Genomic DNA, 15,707 nt, shown 5'->3' with positions numbered 1-15,707 from the left:
AATTTATATCTAAGTGTCTGTATTTATATTGATCTGGAGTTTGCGCTGCGCGCGCCTTAGGGTAAGTCCCGTACCCGTTCGAGCACGCGTAAGCTGACGCGCACCAGCGTTCCGGCGAGCCGCGGCGAGGTTTGGTAGACGTTGTCGTCGATGGACAACTCGCCGCCATGCATCTTCGCAATCTCGCGGACGATCGCAAGTCCGAGGCCGCTGCCGTCGCCTTCGCGGCCGAGAATCCGATAGAAGCGCTCGACGACACGCGCACGCTCCCCAGCGGGAATGCCGAGTCCGGTGTCTTCCACTTCCAGATGCACGAGCCGCGCCGCCGCGTCATGACGTACCCGCACGGTGATGCGCCCGCCAGCCGGCGTGTAGCGGATCGCGTTGTCGATCAGATTCGACAGCATTTCGCGCAGCATGACCGGATTGCCGTCGACTTCGACCGGTTCGTCGGGCGCTTCGTAGCCGAGATCCATCTGCTTGGCGAGCGCGGCTTGAACCCAGTCGCGCACGGCGTTGCGCGCTACCTCGGTCACTTCGACCGGCGCGAAAATCTGCCCCGACATGCGGTTTTCCGCGCGCGCCAACGCCAGCAGTTGCGTGACGAGGCGCGCCGCGTGCTCGGAACTGGTGGCGATCTGTTCAAGCGAGCGGTGTACTTCATCGGAGGCGTCCTGGCGCAACGCCAGTTCGGCTTGCGTGCGCAGGCCGGCGAGCGGCGTTTTCATCTGATGCGCGGCATCGGCTATGAAGCGCTTTTGCAGCTCCATGTTCTGTTCGAGGCGCGTCAGCAGATCGTTGAACGACGTCACCAGCGGCTCGATTTCCGGCGGCGCGCGGCGCGCTTCGAGCGGCGACAGATCGTCGGGACGGCGCGCGCGGATGTGCGCTTGCAGCGCGTGCAGCGGTGCGAGGCCGCGCGACAGGCCGAACCACACCAGCAGGATCGCCAGCGGCAGAATCACGAACTGCGGCAGGATCACACCTTTGATGATGTCGTTGGCCAACTGGCTGCGTTTGTCGAGCGTCTCGGCGACTTGCACCAGCACCGGTTGCGCGCCGGGCGTCTGCGGAAACTCGACGGTCGTATAGGCGACGCGGATATCGTTGCCGCGCAGCACGTCGTCGCGAAATTCGACGAGGCCGGGCTGCGGCCGGTCTTCCTCGTGCGGCAGCGGCATGTCGCGCTCGCCGCCCACCAGTTCGCCGCGCGTGCCGAGCACCTGATAGAACACGCTGTCGACATTGTCGGTGCGCAGAAAGTCGCGGGTGGAGTCGGGCAGCGACAACTCCGCCACGCCGTTGACCGGATGAATCTGCCGGGCGAGCACGTAGGCGTCGGTTTCGAGTGCGCGGTCGAACGGCCCATTGGCGATCGACTTGGCGACCAGATAGGTGACCGCGAGGCTCATCGGCCAGAGCAGCAGCAGCGGCGCCAGCATCCAGTCGAGAATCTCGCCGAACAGCGAGCGCGGGCGCGCCTCGGCGGCGGCTTCGGTTTCGTCGGGCGGGGCGAACGGATTGGCGTAGCGCTCGTCGCGCGCTTCGTCGAGGTCCGCCGCGTGCGCCGTAGCGCGGTCTGCGCGTGCGGACATGGGCGTCCTCTGTCTCTATTTGTAGTGGTGGCTCGCCGGCATCGCGCCAGACACGGGCGAGGAGGGCGGCTCGGGGTCGGCCGCGGGGGGCGCCGGATTCGCGGGCTGCGCGGCTTTCTCGAGACAGTAACCCAGGCCGCGCACGGTGATGATGCGTACGCCGCTCGGCTCGATTTTCTTGCGCAGCCTGTGCACGTAGACCTCGATCGCGTTGTTGCTGACTTCTTCGCCCCATTCGCACAGATGGTCGACCAGCTGTTCCTTCGACACCAGCCGGCCGATCCGCTGCAGCAGCACTTCGAGCAAACCCAGTTCGCGCGCCGACAGATCGATGACCTGCTCATTGACAGAGGCGATCCGGCCGACCTGATCGAACGACAGCGAGCCGTGCCGCACCACCGTCGGGCCGCCGCCCGCGCCGCGCCGCGTCAACGCGCGCACGCGCGCTTCGAGCTCGTTCAGCGCGAAGGGTTTGGCCATGTAGTCGTCGGCGCCGAGATCGAGTCCTTTGACGCGTTCGTCGACGCTGTCCGCGGCGGTCAGGATCAGCACCGGCAGGTTCGAATTACGCGCGCGCAAACGGCGCAGCACCTCGAGCCCGGACATCCGCGGCAGGCCGAGATCGAGAATCAGCAGATCGAAAGTTTGCATCGACAGCGCGGTATCCGCTTCGACGCCGTTTTTCACGTGATCGACAGCATAGGCCGATTGGCGGAGTGATCGAACCAGACCGTCCGCGAGTATGCTGTCATCTTCGGCAATCAGAATTCGCATGATGCGCCAGCCTGGCTTTGCCGGCACCGTGGGGTGTCCCCCGGCGCACAGCGGTCTCCGAAAATAATTGTGGGTAGTTGGGCGGCGCGACGGTAAAAATGCGCGTTCGCACGAGAATCGCGCTTGCCAAAACTACTGTTTTTTTATACAGTGTCTGGGTTTCGTGTGCTGTCCGCTAAAAGGGGGCTGCACATCTGCCTCAGACGCCGTTCATCATAGCAAAGGACGATTCATGGAAGAAAGCAAGAAAGGCTCGGCTGGACTGACTGCTGAAAAGAGCAAGGCACTCGCTGCCGCACTCGCGCAGATCGAAAAGCAGTTCGGCAAAGGGTCGGTCATGCGGCTCGGCGCAGGTGAGGTAGTCGAAGACATCCAGGTGGTCTCAACCGGATCGCTCGGCCTCGACATCGCACTGGGCGTCGGCGGTTTGCCGCGTGGCCGTGTCGTCGAAATCTATGGCCCGGAGTCGTCCGGTAAAACCACGCTCACGCTGCAAGTCATCGCCGAAATGCAGAAGATCGGCGGCACGGCAGCGTTTATCGACGCGGAACACGCACTGGACATCCAGTACGCGGGCAAGCTCGGCGTGAACGTGAACGACCTGCTGGTTTCGCAGCCAGACACCGGCGAACAGGCGCTCGAAATCGCCGACGCACTAGTGCGTTCGGGCTCGATCGACATGATCGTGATCGACTCGGTCGCGGCACTCGTGCCGAAGGCTGAAATCGAAGGCGAAATGGGCGACTCGCTGCCAGGTCTGCAAGCGCGTCTGATGTCGCAGGCGCTGCGCAAGCTCACCGGTACGATCAAGCGCACGAACTGCCTCGTGATCTTCATCAACCAGATCCGCATGAAGATCGGTGTGATGTTCGGCAACCCGGAAACCACCACGGGCGGTAACGCGCTGAAGTTCTACGCGTCGGTGCGTCTGGATATTCGCCGGATCGGTTCGATCAAGAAGAACGACGAAGTGATCGGCAACGAAACGCGCGTGAAGGTCGTCAAGAACAAAGTGTCGCCTCCGTTCCGCGAAGCGATTTTCGACATTCTGTACGGCGAAGGTATTTCGCGTCAGGGCGAAATCATCGACCTCGGCGTGTCGGCGAAGATCGTCGACAAGGCCGGTGCCTGGTATAGCTACAACGGCGAACGTATCGGTCAGGGTAAGGACAACGCGCGCGAATTCCTGCGCGAAAATCCGGACATCGCCCGTGAGATCGAAAACCGTATCCGTGAGTCGCTGGGCGTGAATGCCATGGCGGAAGCGGTGACCGGCGCAGGCGCCGAAGTCGCGGACGAAGAAGAGTAACCATCACGTGATACGCAAGGGCCGGCCGTTGTCCAATGCTGGACATCACGCGGGCGGCCCGCGTGACGACGATCCGTTCGAGTCGTTTGACGCACATGATCGGGCCGCACGCCGGGGCCGGCAGCCCGATTCTTCCGCACGGTCCGCAGCGGATCCATCTGAAACTACCTACACCCGTTCGCGCCGCGCACCAGACGAAGCGAAACCGGATCAGGATGACTCCAAAAAATCCCAGCGTCCCGCCCTTTCTCTAAAAGGCCGCGCGCTCGGCTATCTGTCCCGGCGTGAATACAGCCGCGCCGAACTCGCGCGCAAGCTCAAGCCTTTCGTTGAAGAAACCGATTCGCTCGACACCTTGCTCGACACACTTGAAGCCGAAAACTGGCTATCGGATGCGCGTTTTGCAGAAAGTCTGATTCATCGGCGCTCGTCGAGGTTGGGCGCGAGCCGGATTGTCGGCGAACTGAAGCAGCATGCCGTCGACCAGGCGCTGGTCGAAGAGGCCAGCGCGCAATTGCGGGAAACCGAACTGGTGCGCGCTCAAGCCGTCTGGCGAAAGAAGTTCGGTCAGCTTCCCGAAAGCCCCGCCGAGCGTGCCAGGCAGGCGCGCTTTCTGGCGTCGCGCGGTTTCTCTGGCGCCACGATCGGCAAAATCCTCAAAGGTATCGACGAAGAGTGACGCAGCGACAAGCCGCGTAGTCCGGTCAGCGCTTCGAAAGACAGGCCGGCCGCGGTGCGCGTTGCCGCTTGCTGCCAGTTTGCCGCCAGTTTGCCGCCAACCTGGCGCGCGCCAAGCGACGCAAACCCACCCTTCGCCTTATCGCCAGTCCCGCGTCGATACCAGGTCCCTCGTGCTCAAGCGCGCCCGCCAGCGGCCCTGCGCATTCCGACCTGTCTCAAATACCCAGTATGCTAAGATTCGCTGGTTTTCCAATCCGGCCTTTCCTTTCCGCATGCCGCTCTCCCCACCTGTCTCCCGTCAGTTGCGCCATCGCCGCGCAATCAGAGCGGAAGCCCATGAGCGAGCCGATGGCCTGTGGGATGTGGAAGCGTGCTTGACCGACGAAAAACCACGCGATGTGGTGCTTGCGTCGGGCGTCCGGCCCAAGGGTCAGCCGATCCATGAACTCTGGCTTCGCATCACCATCGATCGCAAGCTCAATGTCGTCGACGCAGAAGCGTCGTCCGACTGGGTGCCCTATCCAGGCTTGTGTCAAGCCAGTAATCCCGCCTACCGCGCCCTTATCGGGCTCAATCTGTTCCAGAACTTCCGTAGCGATGCCGCCCGTTTGCTGGCCGGCACGGCTGGCTGCACGCATCTCACCGAGTTGTGCGCGCTTTTGCCGACCGCCGCGATCCAGGCGTTCGCCGGCGACGTATGGAACACCAACGACGGCACGCCTGGCGAAGGTACGCCGCGCGCAACGGCGAGTTCAAGGACCGGGCAGGCCAAAGGCGCAGACAGCACAAACGGCACAAACGGCGCTGGCGAGCATTCCAACGACAAACCGCCATTCCAGCTGGGACGCTGCCACGCGCTGCGTTTCGACGGCGAGGCGGTGCAACAGTTTTATCCGCGCTGGTATGGCCACGCGCCGCGTTCAGCGGATCGCGCGGCCGGCTCGGGCGACGGAGCGTCCCGTCTGACTGGCAACGGCAGCGGCGCGTCCGGCGTGAACGACGGCAGCGGAAACGAAGTTCAATCCAACTCTCAGACTGAAGGGAATCACGCATGAAGATTCACGAGTACCAGGGTAAGGAAATCCTGCGGAAATTCGGCGTCGCGGTACCGCGCGGCAAGCCGGTCTTCTCGGTGGATGATGCGGTCAAGGCCGCGGAAGAGCTCGGCGGCCCGGTATGGGTCGTGAAGGCTCAGATCCACGCGGGTGGCCGTGGCAAGGGCGGCGGCGTGAAGGTCGCCAAGTCGCTGGAACAGGTTCGTGAATACTCGAACCAGATCCTCGGCATGCAGCTCGTCACGCACCAGACCGGTCCGGAAGGCCAGAAGGTGAATCGTCTGCTGATCGAAGAAGGCGCTGACATCAAGAAGGAACTGTATGTCGGCCTCGTGATCGATCGCGTGTCGCAGAAGATCGTCGTGATGGCATCGAGCGAAGGCGGCATGGACGTCGAAGAAGTCGCGGAAAAGACGCCCGAGCTGATCCACAAGGTGGCTGTCGACCCGTCGACCGGCCTGAAGGACGCCGAAGCTGACGACCTCGCGAAGAAAATCGGCGTGCCCGACGCATCGATCCCGCAAGCGCGCGCGATCCTGCAAGGTCTGTACAAGGCATTCTGGGAAACCGACGCATCGCTCGCGGAAATCAACCCGCTGATCCTGACCGGCGACGGCAAGGTCATCGCGCTGGACGCGAAATTCAACTTCGATTCGAACGCGCTGTTCCGTCACCCGGAAATCGTCGCGTACCGCGATCTGGACGAAGAAGATCCGGCTGAAGTCGAAGCGTCGAAGTTCGACCTCGCCTACATCTCGCTCGACGGCAACATTGGCTGCCTCGTGAACGGCGCAGGTCTGGCCATGGCGACGATGGACACCATCAAGCTGTTCGGCGGCGAACCGGCGAACTTCCTGGACGTGGGCGGTGGCGCGACGACCGAGAAGGTCACCGAAGCGTTCAAGCTGATGCTCAAGAACCCGAACCTGACGGCGATCCTGGTGAACATCTTCGGCGGCATCATGCGCTGCGACGTGATCGCCGAAGGCGTGATCGCCGCGTCGAAGGCGGTTCATCTGCAGGTGCCGCTCGTCGTGCGCATGAAGGGCACGAACGAAGACCTCGGCAAGAAGATGCTCGCCGAATCCGGCCTGCCGATCATCTCGGCGGACAGCATGGAAGAAGCTGCTCAGAAGGTCGTCGCGGCCGCTCAAGGCAAGTAAAGAGCGCCTTTACCAGGAACCCAGGATTACGAATGGCGGCGCGTGAGCGACGCGGGCGGAGAACATTTCGCCGTGTGGCGCAATCGCGCGACGCCAAACGAACAGAGGTCAATACATGTCGATTCTGATTAACAAAGACACCAAAGTCATCACGCAGGGCATCACCGGCAAGACCGGTCAGTTCCATACGCGTGCTTGCCGTGAATATGCAAACGGCCGTGAAGCGTATGTTGCAGGCGTGAACCCGAAGAAGGCCGGCGAAGACTTCGAAGGCATTCCTATCTACGCGAGCGTCGCTGAGGCCAAGGCTGAAACGGGCGCCACCGTGTCGGTGATCTACGTGCCGCCGGCAGGCGCTGCTGCTGCGATCTGGGAAGCGGTTGAAGCCGATCTGGATCTGGCGATCTGTATCACGGAAGGCATCCCTGTGCGCGACATGATCGAGATCAAGGACCGTATGCGTCGCGAAAACCGCAAGACGCTGCTGCTCGGACCGAACTGCCCCGGCACGATCACGCCGGACGAACTGAAGATCGGCATCATGCCGGGTCACATCCATCGCAAGGGCCGCATCGGCGTCGTGTCGCGTTCGGGCACGCTGACGTATGAAGCGGTGGGTCAATTGACGGCGATCGGCCTCGGCCAATCGTCGGCAGTCGGTATCGGCGGCGACCCGATCAACGGTCTGAAGCACATCGACGTGATGAAGATGTTCAACGACGATCCGGACACGGACGCCGTCATCATGATCGGTGAGATCGGCGGTCCGGACGAAGCGAACGCTGCGTACTGGATCAAGGACAACATGAAGAAGCCGGTGGTTGGCTTTATCGCCGGTGTGACGGCGCCTCCGGGCAAGCGCATGGGCCACGCCGGCGCGCTGATCTCGGGCGGTGCGGACACGGCCGAAGCCAAGCTGGAAATCATGGACGCCTGCGGCATCAAGGTCACGAAGAACCCGTCGGAAATGGCGCGTCTTCTGAAGGCGATGCTGTAAATCGAAATTCGCGTGCTGCAGCGGCGCGTTTTTGATACGCTTACGAAATCCTTTCGTAAGCGTGCAGTCTTAATAAGCGGGGGAGTTTTCGACTCCTCCGCTTTTTTGTTGGCCGCGCGTTCGACCTCCTCTTAGTCCTCCACCTATGCTCGAGTTTTTCGCCACGCTCCATTGGGGCGCAGTCATTCAGATCATCGTCATCGACATCCTGCTCGGGGGCGACAATGCCGTCGTGATCGCGCTGGCCTGCCGCAAGCTGCCGCCCGCGCAGCGCACTCAAGGCGTGTTGTGGGGCACGGCCGGCGCCATTCTGCTGCGGGTCGTCCTGATCGCGTTCGCGGTCGCGCTGCTCGACGTGCCGCTGCTCAAATTTACCGGCGGTCTGCTGCTGCTGTGGATCGGCGTGCGCCTGCTGGCGCCCGCGCACGATGTTCACGAGAACATCAAGCCGGCCGACAAGCTGATGTCGGCGATCAAGACCATCATCCTTGCGGACGCGGTGATGAGCCTCGACAACGTGATCGCGATTGCCGGCGCGGCCGAGGCTGCGGATCCAGGACATCGTCTTGCGCTGGTGATTTTCGGGCTGGTGGTCAGCATTCCGCTGATCGTGTGGGGCAGCCAACTGGTGCTGAAACTGCTCGACCGCTTTCCGATCGTCATCACGCTCGGCGCCGCGTTGCTCGGCTGGATTGCGGGTGGTTTGATCATCAACGATCCGGCGGGCGACCGTTGGCCGATCCTCGATACGCCGGTGGCCGAATACAGTATGAGCATCGCCGGTGCGGTGTTCGTCGTGGTGCTGGGCTATCTGCTCAAGCGCCGCAACGCCAAACGCGCGGCGGCCTGAACCTTGGCGGAGCAGCGCCGGGATAGCGCAACGTTGGCCATCCGGCTGACTGTGTAGAGCAAGCGCTGCTGGCTACGATGGAAACGCCTGTCCCCGATTCGCGGGGCAGGCGTTTTTCGTTTCAGGAGCCTGCCGATGATCGTTACTTTGCCGTATTCCCCTTATCCACAGTCCACGCTTTCCGCGCGCTCAAGCTCCCGGCGGGCGCAGTGGCCCGCGCGAATTGCACGCGCCTGCCGCCCTGGCGGCTTCGGCTTTACGCTGATCGAATTGATGATCGTGCTGGCGATTGTCGGCGTGATCGCTGCTTACGCGATTCCGGCGTATCAGGACTATCTGGCTCGCAGCCGCGTTGGTGAAGGCTTGTCGCTGGCCGCGTCCGCGCGTCTCGCGGTGTCCGAGAACGCCGCCAGCGGCAATGCGTTCGGCGGCGGTTATGCGTCGCCGCCGGCCACCCGCAACGTCGAGTCGATTCGCGTCGACGAGGACACCGGCCAGATTACTGTCGCTTTCACGACGCGCGTGGCGCAGGCTGGTTCGAATACGCTCACGCTGGTGCCTTCGGTGCCCGACAACGTAGGCGCGCCCACGGCACGGATCGCGTTGAGTAAAGGTTCTTCGCAAGCTGGCGCGGTTACATGGGAATGTTTTGCCGGCGGCAAGACGGCGTCTTCATTACCTGCGCCGGGTGCCGGTCCCGTGCCGGCCGATGCGCCGACGTTGCCGTCGAATCTTGCACCACCGGAGTGCCGCGCATGAGCCGCTGTCTGAGCGGTAGCCGAATGTAAAAGGCTGATTTTCAGGATATTTCGGCGCGTCCGGCGCACAGCAGAAGAATTTTTTTGTATAGTGCGCCGGTTGCTGACGCCTCCGGTTACTCAATGCCCACCCCATTCGCGCGCTACCTGTCTCTCATTCTGCTGTCTCTCGCGTTGGTGCTGCCCTATGCAGTCGTCAACCACACCTATCCGATTCCGACGTTCTACGCTGAATTCACGGCGCTCGCGCTGTACCTGCTGACCGGCGCGGGCGTCGTGCTACTGGTGTGGAGCGCCACGCCGCGCATTTCGTTCGCATCGCCGGTCGTCGCGCTGGTGCCGCTGTTTTTCGGACTGGTGCTGGTTGCGCAATCGGCGTTGCTGCCAGTCAGGCAGCCGTCGATGAACTGGCTCGGCGGCGGCTATCTGCTCGCGGCCTTCATGGCTGCGCATGCCGGCTATGGCTTCACACGCACAAAACTTACCGAAACCGCGTTGCGCTGGGCGGCCTGGGCGTTGATCATCGGCGGCCTGTATGCGGTGTTCTGCCAGGTCATCCAGTTGCTTCACGTCGAAGCGAAGGTGTCGCCGCTCGTCGTTGCCTACAACGTGATCGTCGAGCGCCGGCCGTTCGGCAATATGGCGCAGGCGAATCACCTCGCCACTTATATTGCGTTTGCCATGGCGGGCGCGCTGTTTCTCGCGCAGACGCGCCAACTTGCTATCGGCGTCTGGCTGCTGGTGTCGACGATCTTCGCGGTTGGCCTCGCGCTGACCGTATCGCGCGGTCCCTGGTTGCAGATGGGCGTGATCGTGGTGGCGGGTTTCTGGATGGCGTTTGCGCAGACGCGCAATGAGCCGCTTCTACGCCGCAGCAACCGCGAATGGCTGATCCCGATCGCACTCGCGGTGTTGTTCTTCGTCATCAACGCGTTGATCCGCTGGGCCAATGTGCACTACCACCTCGAACTCGGGCAGTCGGCTACCGATCGCTTCAAGGACGCCGGCCAGATCGCTCCGCGCCTCGCGCTGTGGAAGTACGGCTGGACGATGTTCAGGACGCATCCGTTGCTGGGTGTCGGCTGGGGCGAATTTCCGGGCTACCAGTACGAGTATGTGAAGGCGCTCGGCGGTGTCGAGATCGCCAATAACTCGCATGACGTCTTCATCGATCTGCTCGCGAAAACCGGCTTGATCGGCCTCGCGATCGTGCTGTTTGGCCTGGTCGCGTGGATGGTGCGCGTCGTGCGTGCGCCGCACACTTCCGCGCGCGTATTCGGCATTGCGCTGATCGGCGTGCTGGTCATGCATGCGCTGGTCGAGTATCCGCAGCAGTACATGTTCTTTCTGCTGCCGGCGATGTTCGTGTTCGGTTTGTTGGAGACGCGTCCGCTGCGCCTCGTGCCTGGCCGCCTGTCGTTCGGCACGTTCGCGGTGGTGGTGTTCGGCGGGCTGGCGGCGTTATATCCGGTGTATCGCGACTACGCTCGCGCCGAGGTGCTGTATTACGGCTCGCGTCCCGCCGAACAGTACCGCGCGGACCCGTCGTTCCTGTTCCAGGCGTGGGGCGAGTATGGCCTCGCGACGCTGCTGCCGATGAATTCGATGGACCTGCAACACAAACTCGCGATGCACAAGCAGGCGATGGCGCTATTGCCGGGCGAAACCGTGCTGCGCCGTTATGCGGTGCTGCAGGCATTGAGCGGCGATACGGCGGCGGCATTCGACACGGTCGAACGCCTGAAGATTTTTGCCGAGGAATTGAAGGATTGGCCGTCGCAGCTCAGCTATCTGTATGGACTGTGCGACGAGCAGAAGACGCTGACCGGCTTCAAGGCAGAATTGATGAAGCGGTACGGCATGCCGCCGAGCGATGTCAATCAGGACGACGACAGCGAAGAGGAGTGATGCCGCGCTGTCGTCCGTGAGCTTCAGCGCCGCAGCGGGGCGCCGATGGTGGCCGAATCAGGCCACCATCAGGCCGCCATCAGGCCGCCACCCAATCCCCCGACTTCCCGCCGTGCTTCTCCATCACACGCACATCGGTGATCGTCATGCCGCGATCCACCGCCTTGCACATGTCTGGATGCCGTTCGTAGCCTTGTGGGACAGTCTTTAGAATCAAAGGCTTAGGGGCTGCGCTTCGTTCGATCTTGACCAATCTAGTTGGTTGAGTGGAGCAGCGTTGGAGCAGGATTGGAACAAGAAAAATCGGCGCTTCCAACGCTAAACATGAGTTTACGCGAAATGCGGCGTTCGTGGACATCCACCGACGCGTAGGGACGTATGGTCGCTTACGCGACCGAGCTTGACCGTCAGTCATCATCGTCCGATGGCCGGTCTTCATCAGCGAAACGGTTCTTCTCTCGAAGCAACGCCAGCACGGTTTCCCGATCATCGTAGAAGTCGTGCAGTAGGTATGCCGCGTATTCCTTGGCAACCTTCACTTCCGACGGAGTGACTTGCCGCCACTCTTCGTGCAGCACGTAGTTTCCCAAGGTGCGAATCTCTTCGTGGGCGCGTTTCCGGCGTGATGCAGTGATGACGCCATCTTCGGCGGCCAAGTCGATCTGCTGTTCGAGCGGCGTGCCCTTTTTCAGCTTGTACCCGTTGGCGCAAAGCGTCTTGTCCAGCACGGACCGAAACAAGGCGGCAGCGGCACGGTAGCACCCGGCTTCTGCACATTCCTCACCTTCCCGGAATTCCTTGATGATGCCCTTGGGAACGGCGTCCGGCAAAGTTTGCCGAATCTCAGCTTCCGGGTAGAAATCGATCATGCGCACTGCTGTCCCACCACCGCGCAGATCGCGGGCGGTCGCGAGTGTGATAAGTGCGCCAGTGCCACAACCGGAGCAGCACGCCAGCCGGTATATTTCTCCGTCGCTGCCGACTTGGCGAAATATTTCGCCATACCGCCCTCGCTGTGCATCGCCCACAATGAATGATGTCAACGCGCCATTGCAAGTTGGACAGTTAGCGGTCACGTTTCCGTGCTCGTTCATTGTTGCCATTGTTCGGCCTCGGTCTGAATTGATTCCAACCGACATTCTGCGGGTATTTCCTGCATTGTGGAAAGTCGAAAAGCCGCCGATACCTCGGGCAGGTGTCATTGAGCCTATTCCTTAATCTCCCACCCCGAAGCGCGGTCCATGGCAGCCGGCTAAAGGCTTTCCCTACGCTGCCGTTATCCGGTACATAACGGGTGGAACGTCGAAAGCGAGCCATGAACGCGTGCTTACAGACACCTCAATATCTGAAAGAGGGGGAGACTTTTATGAAAGTCGTTCTTGCGGCACTGCTGGTTTCGTTGGCGTCTGCTTCTGCCATCGCTCAAAGTGCATACGAAGGGAAGATTGACGGGGAATTCCACGGGTGGGATGGCGAGACCATCTACAAGCTAATGGACGGACATGTGATTCAACAGGCCGTCTATCACTACCATTACCACTATGCGTATTCGCCGAACGTAATAATCTTTCAATCGAAGTCGGGCGGCTACAAAATCCAAGTAGAAGGCGACGACGATCAGCCGGTCTCCGTTAACGTCCTAAAGTAGCGGGTCCGGCGTGTCGTGACGGTCAGCCTCGAAACGATGAAGATCGTGAAGTCATTGCCGCGTTTCGATGTTCAGCAGCCGATCGCGACTGTAGGACAGGACAGTTGTTGGCATCGAAGGATGCGCCGGACGCATTGACGGCGTAACTGATTGGCGATGGTCTACTTATCCACACGGGGATTACATGTTTGCGATTGCGCCGACCGATCTTGACTGGTTTGAGAGGCTTAGAGCGGCACCGGTGGGGCGCTTTGTAAATTTCTGGACACCGACTCCATGGGGCGTGAAGGGTCTTGGAAAGGGGGATCGCCTGTATTTCATGTTAAAGGCGCCGGTGCGCAAGATCGGCGGGTACGGCGTTTTCAGTCGCTACGTCGATATGACGGCAGAGGCGGCATGGGATACCTATGGACTGGGGAATGGCGTCGATAGTCACGCCGACTTGGTTGCGAAGATTGAGGGGTTTGCGCAAAGACGAGCGAACGGGTACGTAGCGACGGACAATCCGATGATCGGGTGCATCGAGTTGGAGGACGTTGTTATGTTGGATGACGACCGCTTCTTTGTTCCAGAAACGTTCGGTCATCTCTTTCCGCCGCAGATCGTCAAACTCAAATACTTCCCCGAGGCGGATGGCTTTGCGGCCCACCTTGGGGGGAGTGCCGTGACGAACGCTTTCGAGATGGTAACTGGCGCCGTGAGTCGCAAGCCGTCTCAACGCAAGGACCGGAAGGGGCAGTCTGCGTTTCGCCAGCAGATACTTCGCAACTACAACTATCGCTGCTGCGTTTTCGGTGAATCGGTTGTGGAGTTGCTGGAAGCCGCACATATCCAGCCCTACATTAACGAACAAAGTAACCATCCGCAGAACGGTCTTTGTCTGCGGGTGGACTTACATCGGTTGTTTGATGAAGGGTTGCTGGCTGTCACGGAGGAGTTCGCTTTGATGGTCAGCCCGCGACTTGCCGGCACGTCCTACGCCGAATTGGAGGGGAAGAAGCTAACGCCTCCGGCCAATCCATCCGCACACCCGTCCAGTGAGGCTTTGGCGTTTCATCGAGAGAGCTTCCGATAATCATAATTCGGAATATTTCGCGGCGGTTCCTCTTGCCTTGTCCACTGGGTAGCGCTCCGCATTCAGCTTGAGCTTTTCTGACGCTGCATCGAGGAGATCGAACCCCGCTGTATGGGCGACTAGCAAAAGGTAGATGAACACATCGGCGCATTCATGCTTGAGGTTGTTTCGTTGTGTCGGATCGAGGAGGAGGGCTTCAATCTCTGAATCGGTCTTCCACTGTATCGTCTCTAGTAGCTCACCGGCTTCAATGCTGGTGGAGACAATCAGATTGCGGAGAGTATGAAATTGATGCCAGTCGCGGGCATCGCGGAAATCCAGCACCTGTTTCAGCAGATCGTTGATCGCCATAGCCTTAACTCCCAAAACCATTACACTGTGGCGGCCAAGCCGGGGTTGATGATTTCGCAAACAAGTTGTGGCACTTGCCGTTGATTTTGCGACATCAGCGCTTCTATGAGCGCAAGAGGTCCATCATCAGCCGGTTGGTTCGCCGCAGCGGTCTGCGACAGCGAGTGCATCCAAATCTGAGGACGGTAGCGTACCAGAGAGCTAAGGACAAAGAGCGCGGCGTATTGAAGCGAAAACTCTGACAGGAAGTGGCCGTTCACCGGGGCAATGGCGTACTGCCCGCCGCTTCCAAAGCCGCCACCAACTGGATCAACGTGATGCTGTATGTCTTGGAGCAGGTGCTCCCGGGGCACACCACCGCGCACTTGGAACGCCGCGCCGTTTGCTTCAAGTTGGTCGTCAGCTATATCGTCTCCGTTCGGGGCAGCGTTTGCAAAGACAATAATCGATTTGCCCCAGCTACACTGCGCGGTGGATACGCGCCAGCCCGCCAAGAACGGGAAGCGCTCACGCCATCGGTTCACGATTGTACGCAATGATTCGCGAGAGTCGAACATTGACGCGTCATCGATTCGTATCGTCCAAGGTTCGCCGTCTATCGACGGTCCTTGAATCCACAGGGGTTCAGCGTTTGCCTGTGTATTGAATGTCGCCCGGTAAATGCGGTCCAACCCAGGCGTCCTGCTGAGGATGTCTTTCAACGTCATCCGCACGCCGTCGAGGTCCGCTGAGTTAGCGCACGGTAAGACAATTGACATCGGATGGCTACCCACACCGAAGTAGCACAACCGGTTGAGCCGGGACACTACGTCGTTGAATGCTGAGAACGTGCCGCGCCCACGAATCAGAACGCACAGGTCGGATAATCGACTGTTGGCCGCCGAACAATCAGTCAAGCCGTGGCTACCTACCATCGTTCCCAAGCGTTGGTGGCGGTCGCTGGCGAGGACGAGTGCCTTTGCGAAGGCTACCATTCCGTAGAACAACTGTAGCGGTTTGATTTCGAGAGGTGCGGTGGAGGCTGTCTCGTAGAACAGGCGTCCTTGACGTATGCAGGCCGACAGTTCGCGGGCTTGTTCGGCGTTCGGATGCCAACCGTGATGGTGCTGGATTACGCTCCGAAGGTTGTCGGTGCTTTCGAGAAATTGAAGTCCATGCCAGTCCATCGTCAAATGCCCTCCCGACAACAATTCGAATTGTAAGGCGCTATGGTCGATCCAGTGTTGCCATTGTCGATGACTGGTACGACCGGCGACGATCCGTTCACACTATATGTGTGACTGGCGCGACCGCTGCGACCATTGAAGGCTGCGGCTGTCGCCATATGGCGGTAGTCGCTACACATTGATGCCCGGTCGGACAATGGTACTGACTGATGCACCATTGGATTGCAGACGATAGGGAACCACTGTACCAATGGTAGGCAGACTGATTGACCAGTGGTGCCGCGTCTGGTGACTGTTACCGACTGGTAGACTGCAATGCAATGTGGACCGGCCACTGACTGCACCGACCATTGATACCAGGTCGGGCAATGGTGCTG

The 15,707-nt window shown here is 60.6% G+C and carries 15 protein-coding genes and 1 pseudogene; 10 read left to right on the top strand and 6 right to left on the bottom strand.

Going from position 1 to position 15,707, the window contains the following annotated elements; genetic code table 11:
- Nucleotides 1-56: 56 nt before the first annotated feature.
- Both DLM46_RS01800 and DLM46_RS01795 read right to left on the bottom strand, forming a co-directional pair.
- Nucleotides 57-1,595, bottom strand: coding sequence for a sensor histidine kinase (locus DLM46_RS01800; protein WP_115098986.1), 1,539 nt, complete (start codon nucleotides 1,593-1,595; stop codon nucleotides 57-59).
- Nucleotides 1,596-1,610: 15 nt separating this feature from the next.
- Nucleotides 1,611-2,369 (bottom strand): response regulator transcription factor, encoded by a 759-nt coding sequence (locus tag DLM46_RS01795; RefSeq protein WP_115099263.1) that lies wholly within the window; start codon nucleotides 2,367-2,369, stop codon nucleotides 1,611-1,613.
- 232 nt (nucleotides 2,370-2,601) lie between these two features.
- Here DLM46_RS01795 and recA point away from each other — a divergent pair, with 232 nt between their 5' ends.
- The 8 genes from recA (at nucleotide 2,602) to DLM46_RS01755 (ending at nucleotide 11,090) form a co-directional block, all read left to right on the top strand.
- Nucleotides 2,602-3,678, top strand: a complete 1,077-nt coding sequence (gene recA / locus DLM46_RS01790) for a recombinase RecA (protein ID WP_115098985.1) — start codon at nucleotides 2,602-2,604, stop codon at nucleotides 3,676-3,678.
- Nucleotides 3,679-3,685: 7 nt separating this feature from the next.
- Nucleotides 3,686-4,357 (top strand): recombination regulator RecX, encoded by a 672-nt coding sequence (gene recX, locus DLM46_RS01785; RefSeq protein ID WP_115098984.1) that lies wholly within the window; start codon nucleotides 3,686-3,688, stop codon nucleotides 4,355-4,357.
- Nucleotides 4,358-4,631: 274 nt separating this feature from the next.
- The gene (locus tag DLM46_RS01780) at nucleotides 4,632-5,414 is read left to right on the top strand and encodes a DUF2889 domain-containing protein (RefSeq protein WP_115098983.1); all 783 of its coding nucleotides are present in this window, start codon (nucleotides 4,632-4,634) and stop codon (nucleotides 5,412-5,414) included.
- The gene (sucC, locus tag DLM46_RS01775; protein WP_115098982.1) at nucleotides 5,411-6,577 is read left to right on the top strand and encodes an ADP-forming succinate--CoA ligase subunit beta; all 1,167 of its coding nucleotides are present in this window, start codon (nucleotides 5,411-5,413) and stop codon (nucleotides 6,575-6,577) included. Before DLM46_RS01780 ends, sucC begins: the two co-directional genes overlap by 4 nt.
- 115 nt (nucleotides 6,578-6,692) lie before the next feature.
- A complete protein-coding gene (sucD, locus tag DLM46_RS01770) occupies nucleotides 6,693-7,574 on the top strand; it encodes a succinate--CoA ligase subunit alpha (protein WP_115098981.1) in 882 nt (293 codons plus the stop codon).
- 145 nt (nucleotides 7,575-7,719) lie between these two features.
- Nucleotides 7,720-8,424: a TerC family protein gene (locus DLM46_RS01765; RefSeq protein ID WP_115098980.1), complete on the top strand. Its 705-nt coding sequence runs from the start codon at nucleotides 7,720-7,722 to the stop codon at nucleotides 8,422-8,424.
- 135 nt (nucleotides 8,425-8,559) lie between these two features.
- A complete protein-coding gene (locus DLM46_RS01760) occupies nucleotides 8,560-9,183 on the top strand; it encodes a pilin (RefSeq protein ID WP_115098979.1) in 624 nt (207 codons plus the stop codon).
- Nucleotides 9,184-9,305: 122 nt separating this feature from the next.
- On the top strand, nucleotides 9,306-11,090 hold the full coding sequence (locus DLM46_RS01755) for a PglL family O-oligosaccharyltransferase (protein WP_115098978.1): 1,785 nt from the start codon (nucleotides 9,306-9,308) through the stop codon (nucleotides 11,088-11,090).
- Nucleotides 11,091-11,169: 79 nt separating this feature from the next.
- Here DLM46_RS01755 and moaC read toward each other — a convergent pair.
- A pseudogene (gene moaC, locus DLM46_RS01750) lies at nucleotides 11,170-11,265 on the bottom strand (cyclic pyranopterin monophosphate synthase MoaC); the annotation flags it as partial.
- Nucleotides 11,266-11,497: 232 nt separating this feature from the next.
- The gene (locus DLM46_RS01745; RefSeq protein WP_244305786.1) at nucleotides 11,498-11,959 is read right to left on the bottom strand and encodes a DUF4145 domain-containing protein; all 462 of its coding nucleotides are present in this window, start codon (nucleotides 11,957-11,959) and stop codon (nucleotides 11,498-11,500) included.
- Nucleotides 11,960-12,456: 497 nt separating this feature from the next.
- On the opposite strand from DLM46_RS01745, the gene DLM46_RS01740 reads away from it, so the two are divergent.
- Complete coding sequence (locus DLM46_RS01740; RefSeq protein WP_133300290.1) at nucleotides 12,457-12,738, top strand: hypothetical protein; 282 nt, start codon at nucleotides 12,457-12,459, stop codon at nucleotides 12,736-12,738.
- Between the two features lie 184 nt (nucleotides 12,739-12,922).
- Complete coding sequence (locus tag DLM46_RS01735) at nucleotides 12,923-13,813, top strand: HNH endonuclease (protein WP_115098975.1); 891 nt, start codon at nucleotides 12,923-12,925, stop codon at nucleotides 13,811-13,813.
- Here the strand turns inward: DLM46_RS01735 and DLM46_RS01730 are convergent, their stop codons facing one another.
- Both DLM46_RS01730 and DLM46_RS01725 read right to left on the bottom strand, forming a co-directional pair.
- Nucleotides 13,814-14,164 carry a nucleotide pyrophosphohydrolase gene (locus tag DLM46_RS01730; RefSeq protein WP_115099262.1) on the bottom strand — a complete coding sequence of 117 codons (351 nt, stop codon included), beginning with the start codon at nucleotides 14,162-14,164 and terminating at the stop codon, nucleotides 13,814-13,816.
- 20 nt (nucleotides 14,165-14,184) lie between these two features.
- Nucleotides 14,185-15,330, bottom strand: a complete 1,146-nt coding sequence (locus DLM46_RS01725) for a YaaC family protein (RefSeq protein ID WP_115098974.1) — start codon at nucleotides 15,328-15,330, stop codon at nucleotides 14,185-14,187.
- Between the last annotated feature and the right edge of the window lie 377 nt (nucleotides 15,331-15,707).

Origin of the sequence: Paraburkholderia lacunae (assembly GCF_003353175.1) — a bacterium.
Lineage (GTDB): Bacteria > Pseudomonadota > Gammaproteobacteria > Burkholderiales > Burkholderiaceae > Paraburkholderia > Paraburkholderia lacunae.
The sequence above is the reverse complement of the archived record's forward strand: the minus strand, read 5'-3'. Positions and strand labels throughout refer to the sequence as shown.

Coding starts and splice junctions, on each gene's coding strand:
- DLM46_RS01800 (WP_115098986.1), bottom strand. CDS start 1,595: ATGTCCGCACGCGCAGACCGCGCTACGGCGCACGCGGCGGACCTCGAC.
- DLM46_RS01795 (WP_115099263.1), bottom strand. CDS start 2,369: ATGCGAATTCTGATTGCCGAAGATGACAGCATACTCGCGGACGGTCTG.
- recA (WP_115098985.1), top strand. CDS start 2,602: ATGGAAGAAAGCAAGAAAGGCTCGGCTGGACTGACTGCTGAAAAGAGC.
- DLM46_RS01780 (WP_115098983.1), top strand. CDS start 4,632: ATGCCGCTCTCCCCACCTGTCTCCCGTCAGTTGCGCCATCGCCGCGCA.
- sucC (WP_115098982.1), top strand. CDS start 5,411: ATGAAGATTCACGAGTACCAGGGTAAGGAAATCCTGCGGAAATTCGGC.
- sucD (WP_115098981.1), top strand. CDS start 6,693: ATGTCGATTCTGATTAACAAAGACACCAAAGTCATCACGCAGGGCATC.
- DLM46_RS01765 (WP_115098980.1), top strand. CDS start 7,720: ATGCTCGAGTTTTTCGCCACGCTCCATTGGGGCGCAGTCATTCAGATC.
- DLM46_RS01760 (WP_115098979.1), top strand. CDS start 8,560: ATGATCGTTACTTTGCCGTATTCCCCTTATCCACAGTCCACGCTTTCC.
- DLM46_RS01755 (WP_115098978.1), top strand. CDS start 9,306: ATGCCCACCCCATTCGCGCGCTACCTGTCTCTCATTCTGCTGTCTCTC.
- DLM46_RS01745 (WP_244305786.1), bottom strand. CDS start 11,959: ATGATCGATTTCTACCCGGAAGCTGAGATTCGGCAAACTTTGCCGGAC.
- DLM46_RS01740 (WP_133300290.1), top strand. CDS start 12,457: ATGAAAGTCGTTCTTGCGGCACTGCTGGTTTCGTTGGCGTCTGCTTCT.
- DLM46_RS01735 (WP_115098975.1), top strand. CDS start 12,923: ATGTTTGCGATTGCGCCGACCGATCTTGACTGGTTTGAGAGGCTTAGA.
- DLM46_RS01730 (WP_115099262.1), bottom strand. CDS start 14,164: ATGGCGATCAACGATCTGCTGAAACAGGTGCTGGATTTCCGCGATGCC.
- DLM46_RS01725 (WP_115098974.1), bottom strand. CDS start 15,330: ATGGACTGGCATGGACTTCAATTTCTCGAAAGCACCGACAACCTTCGG.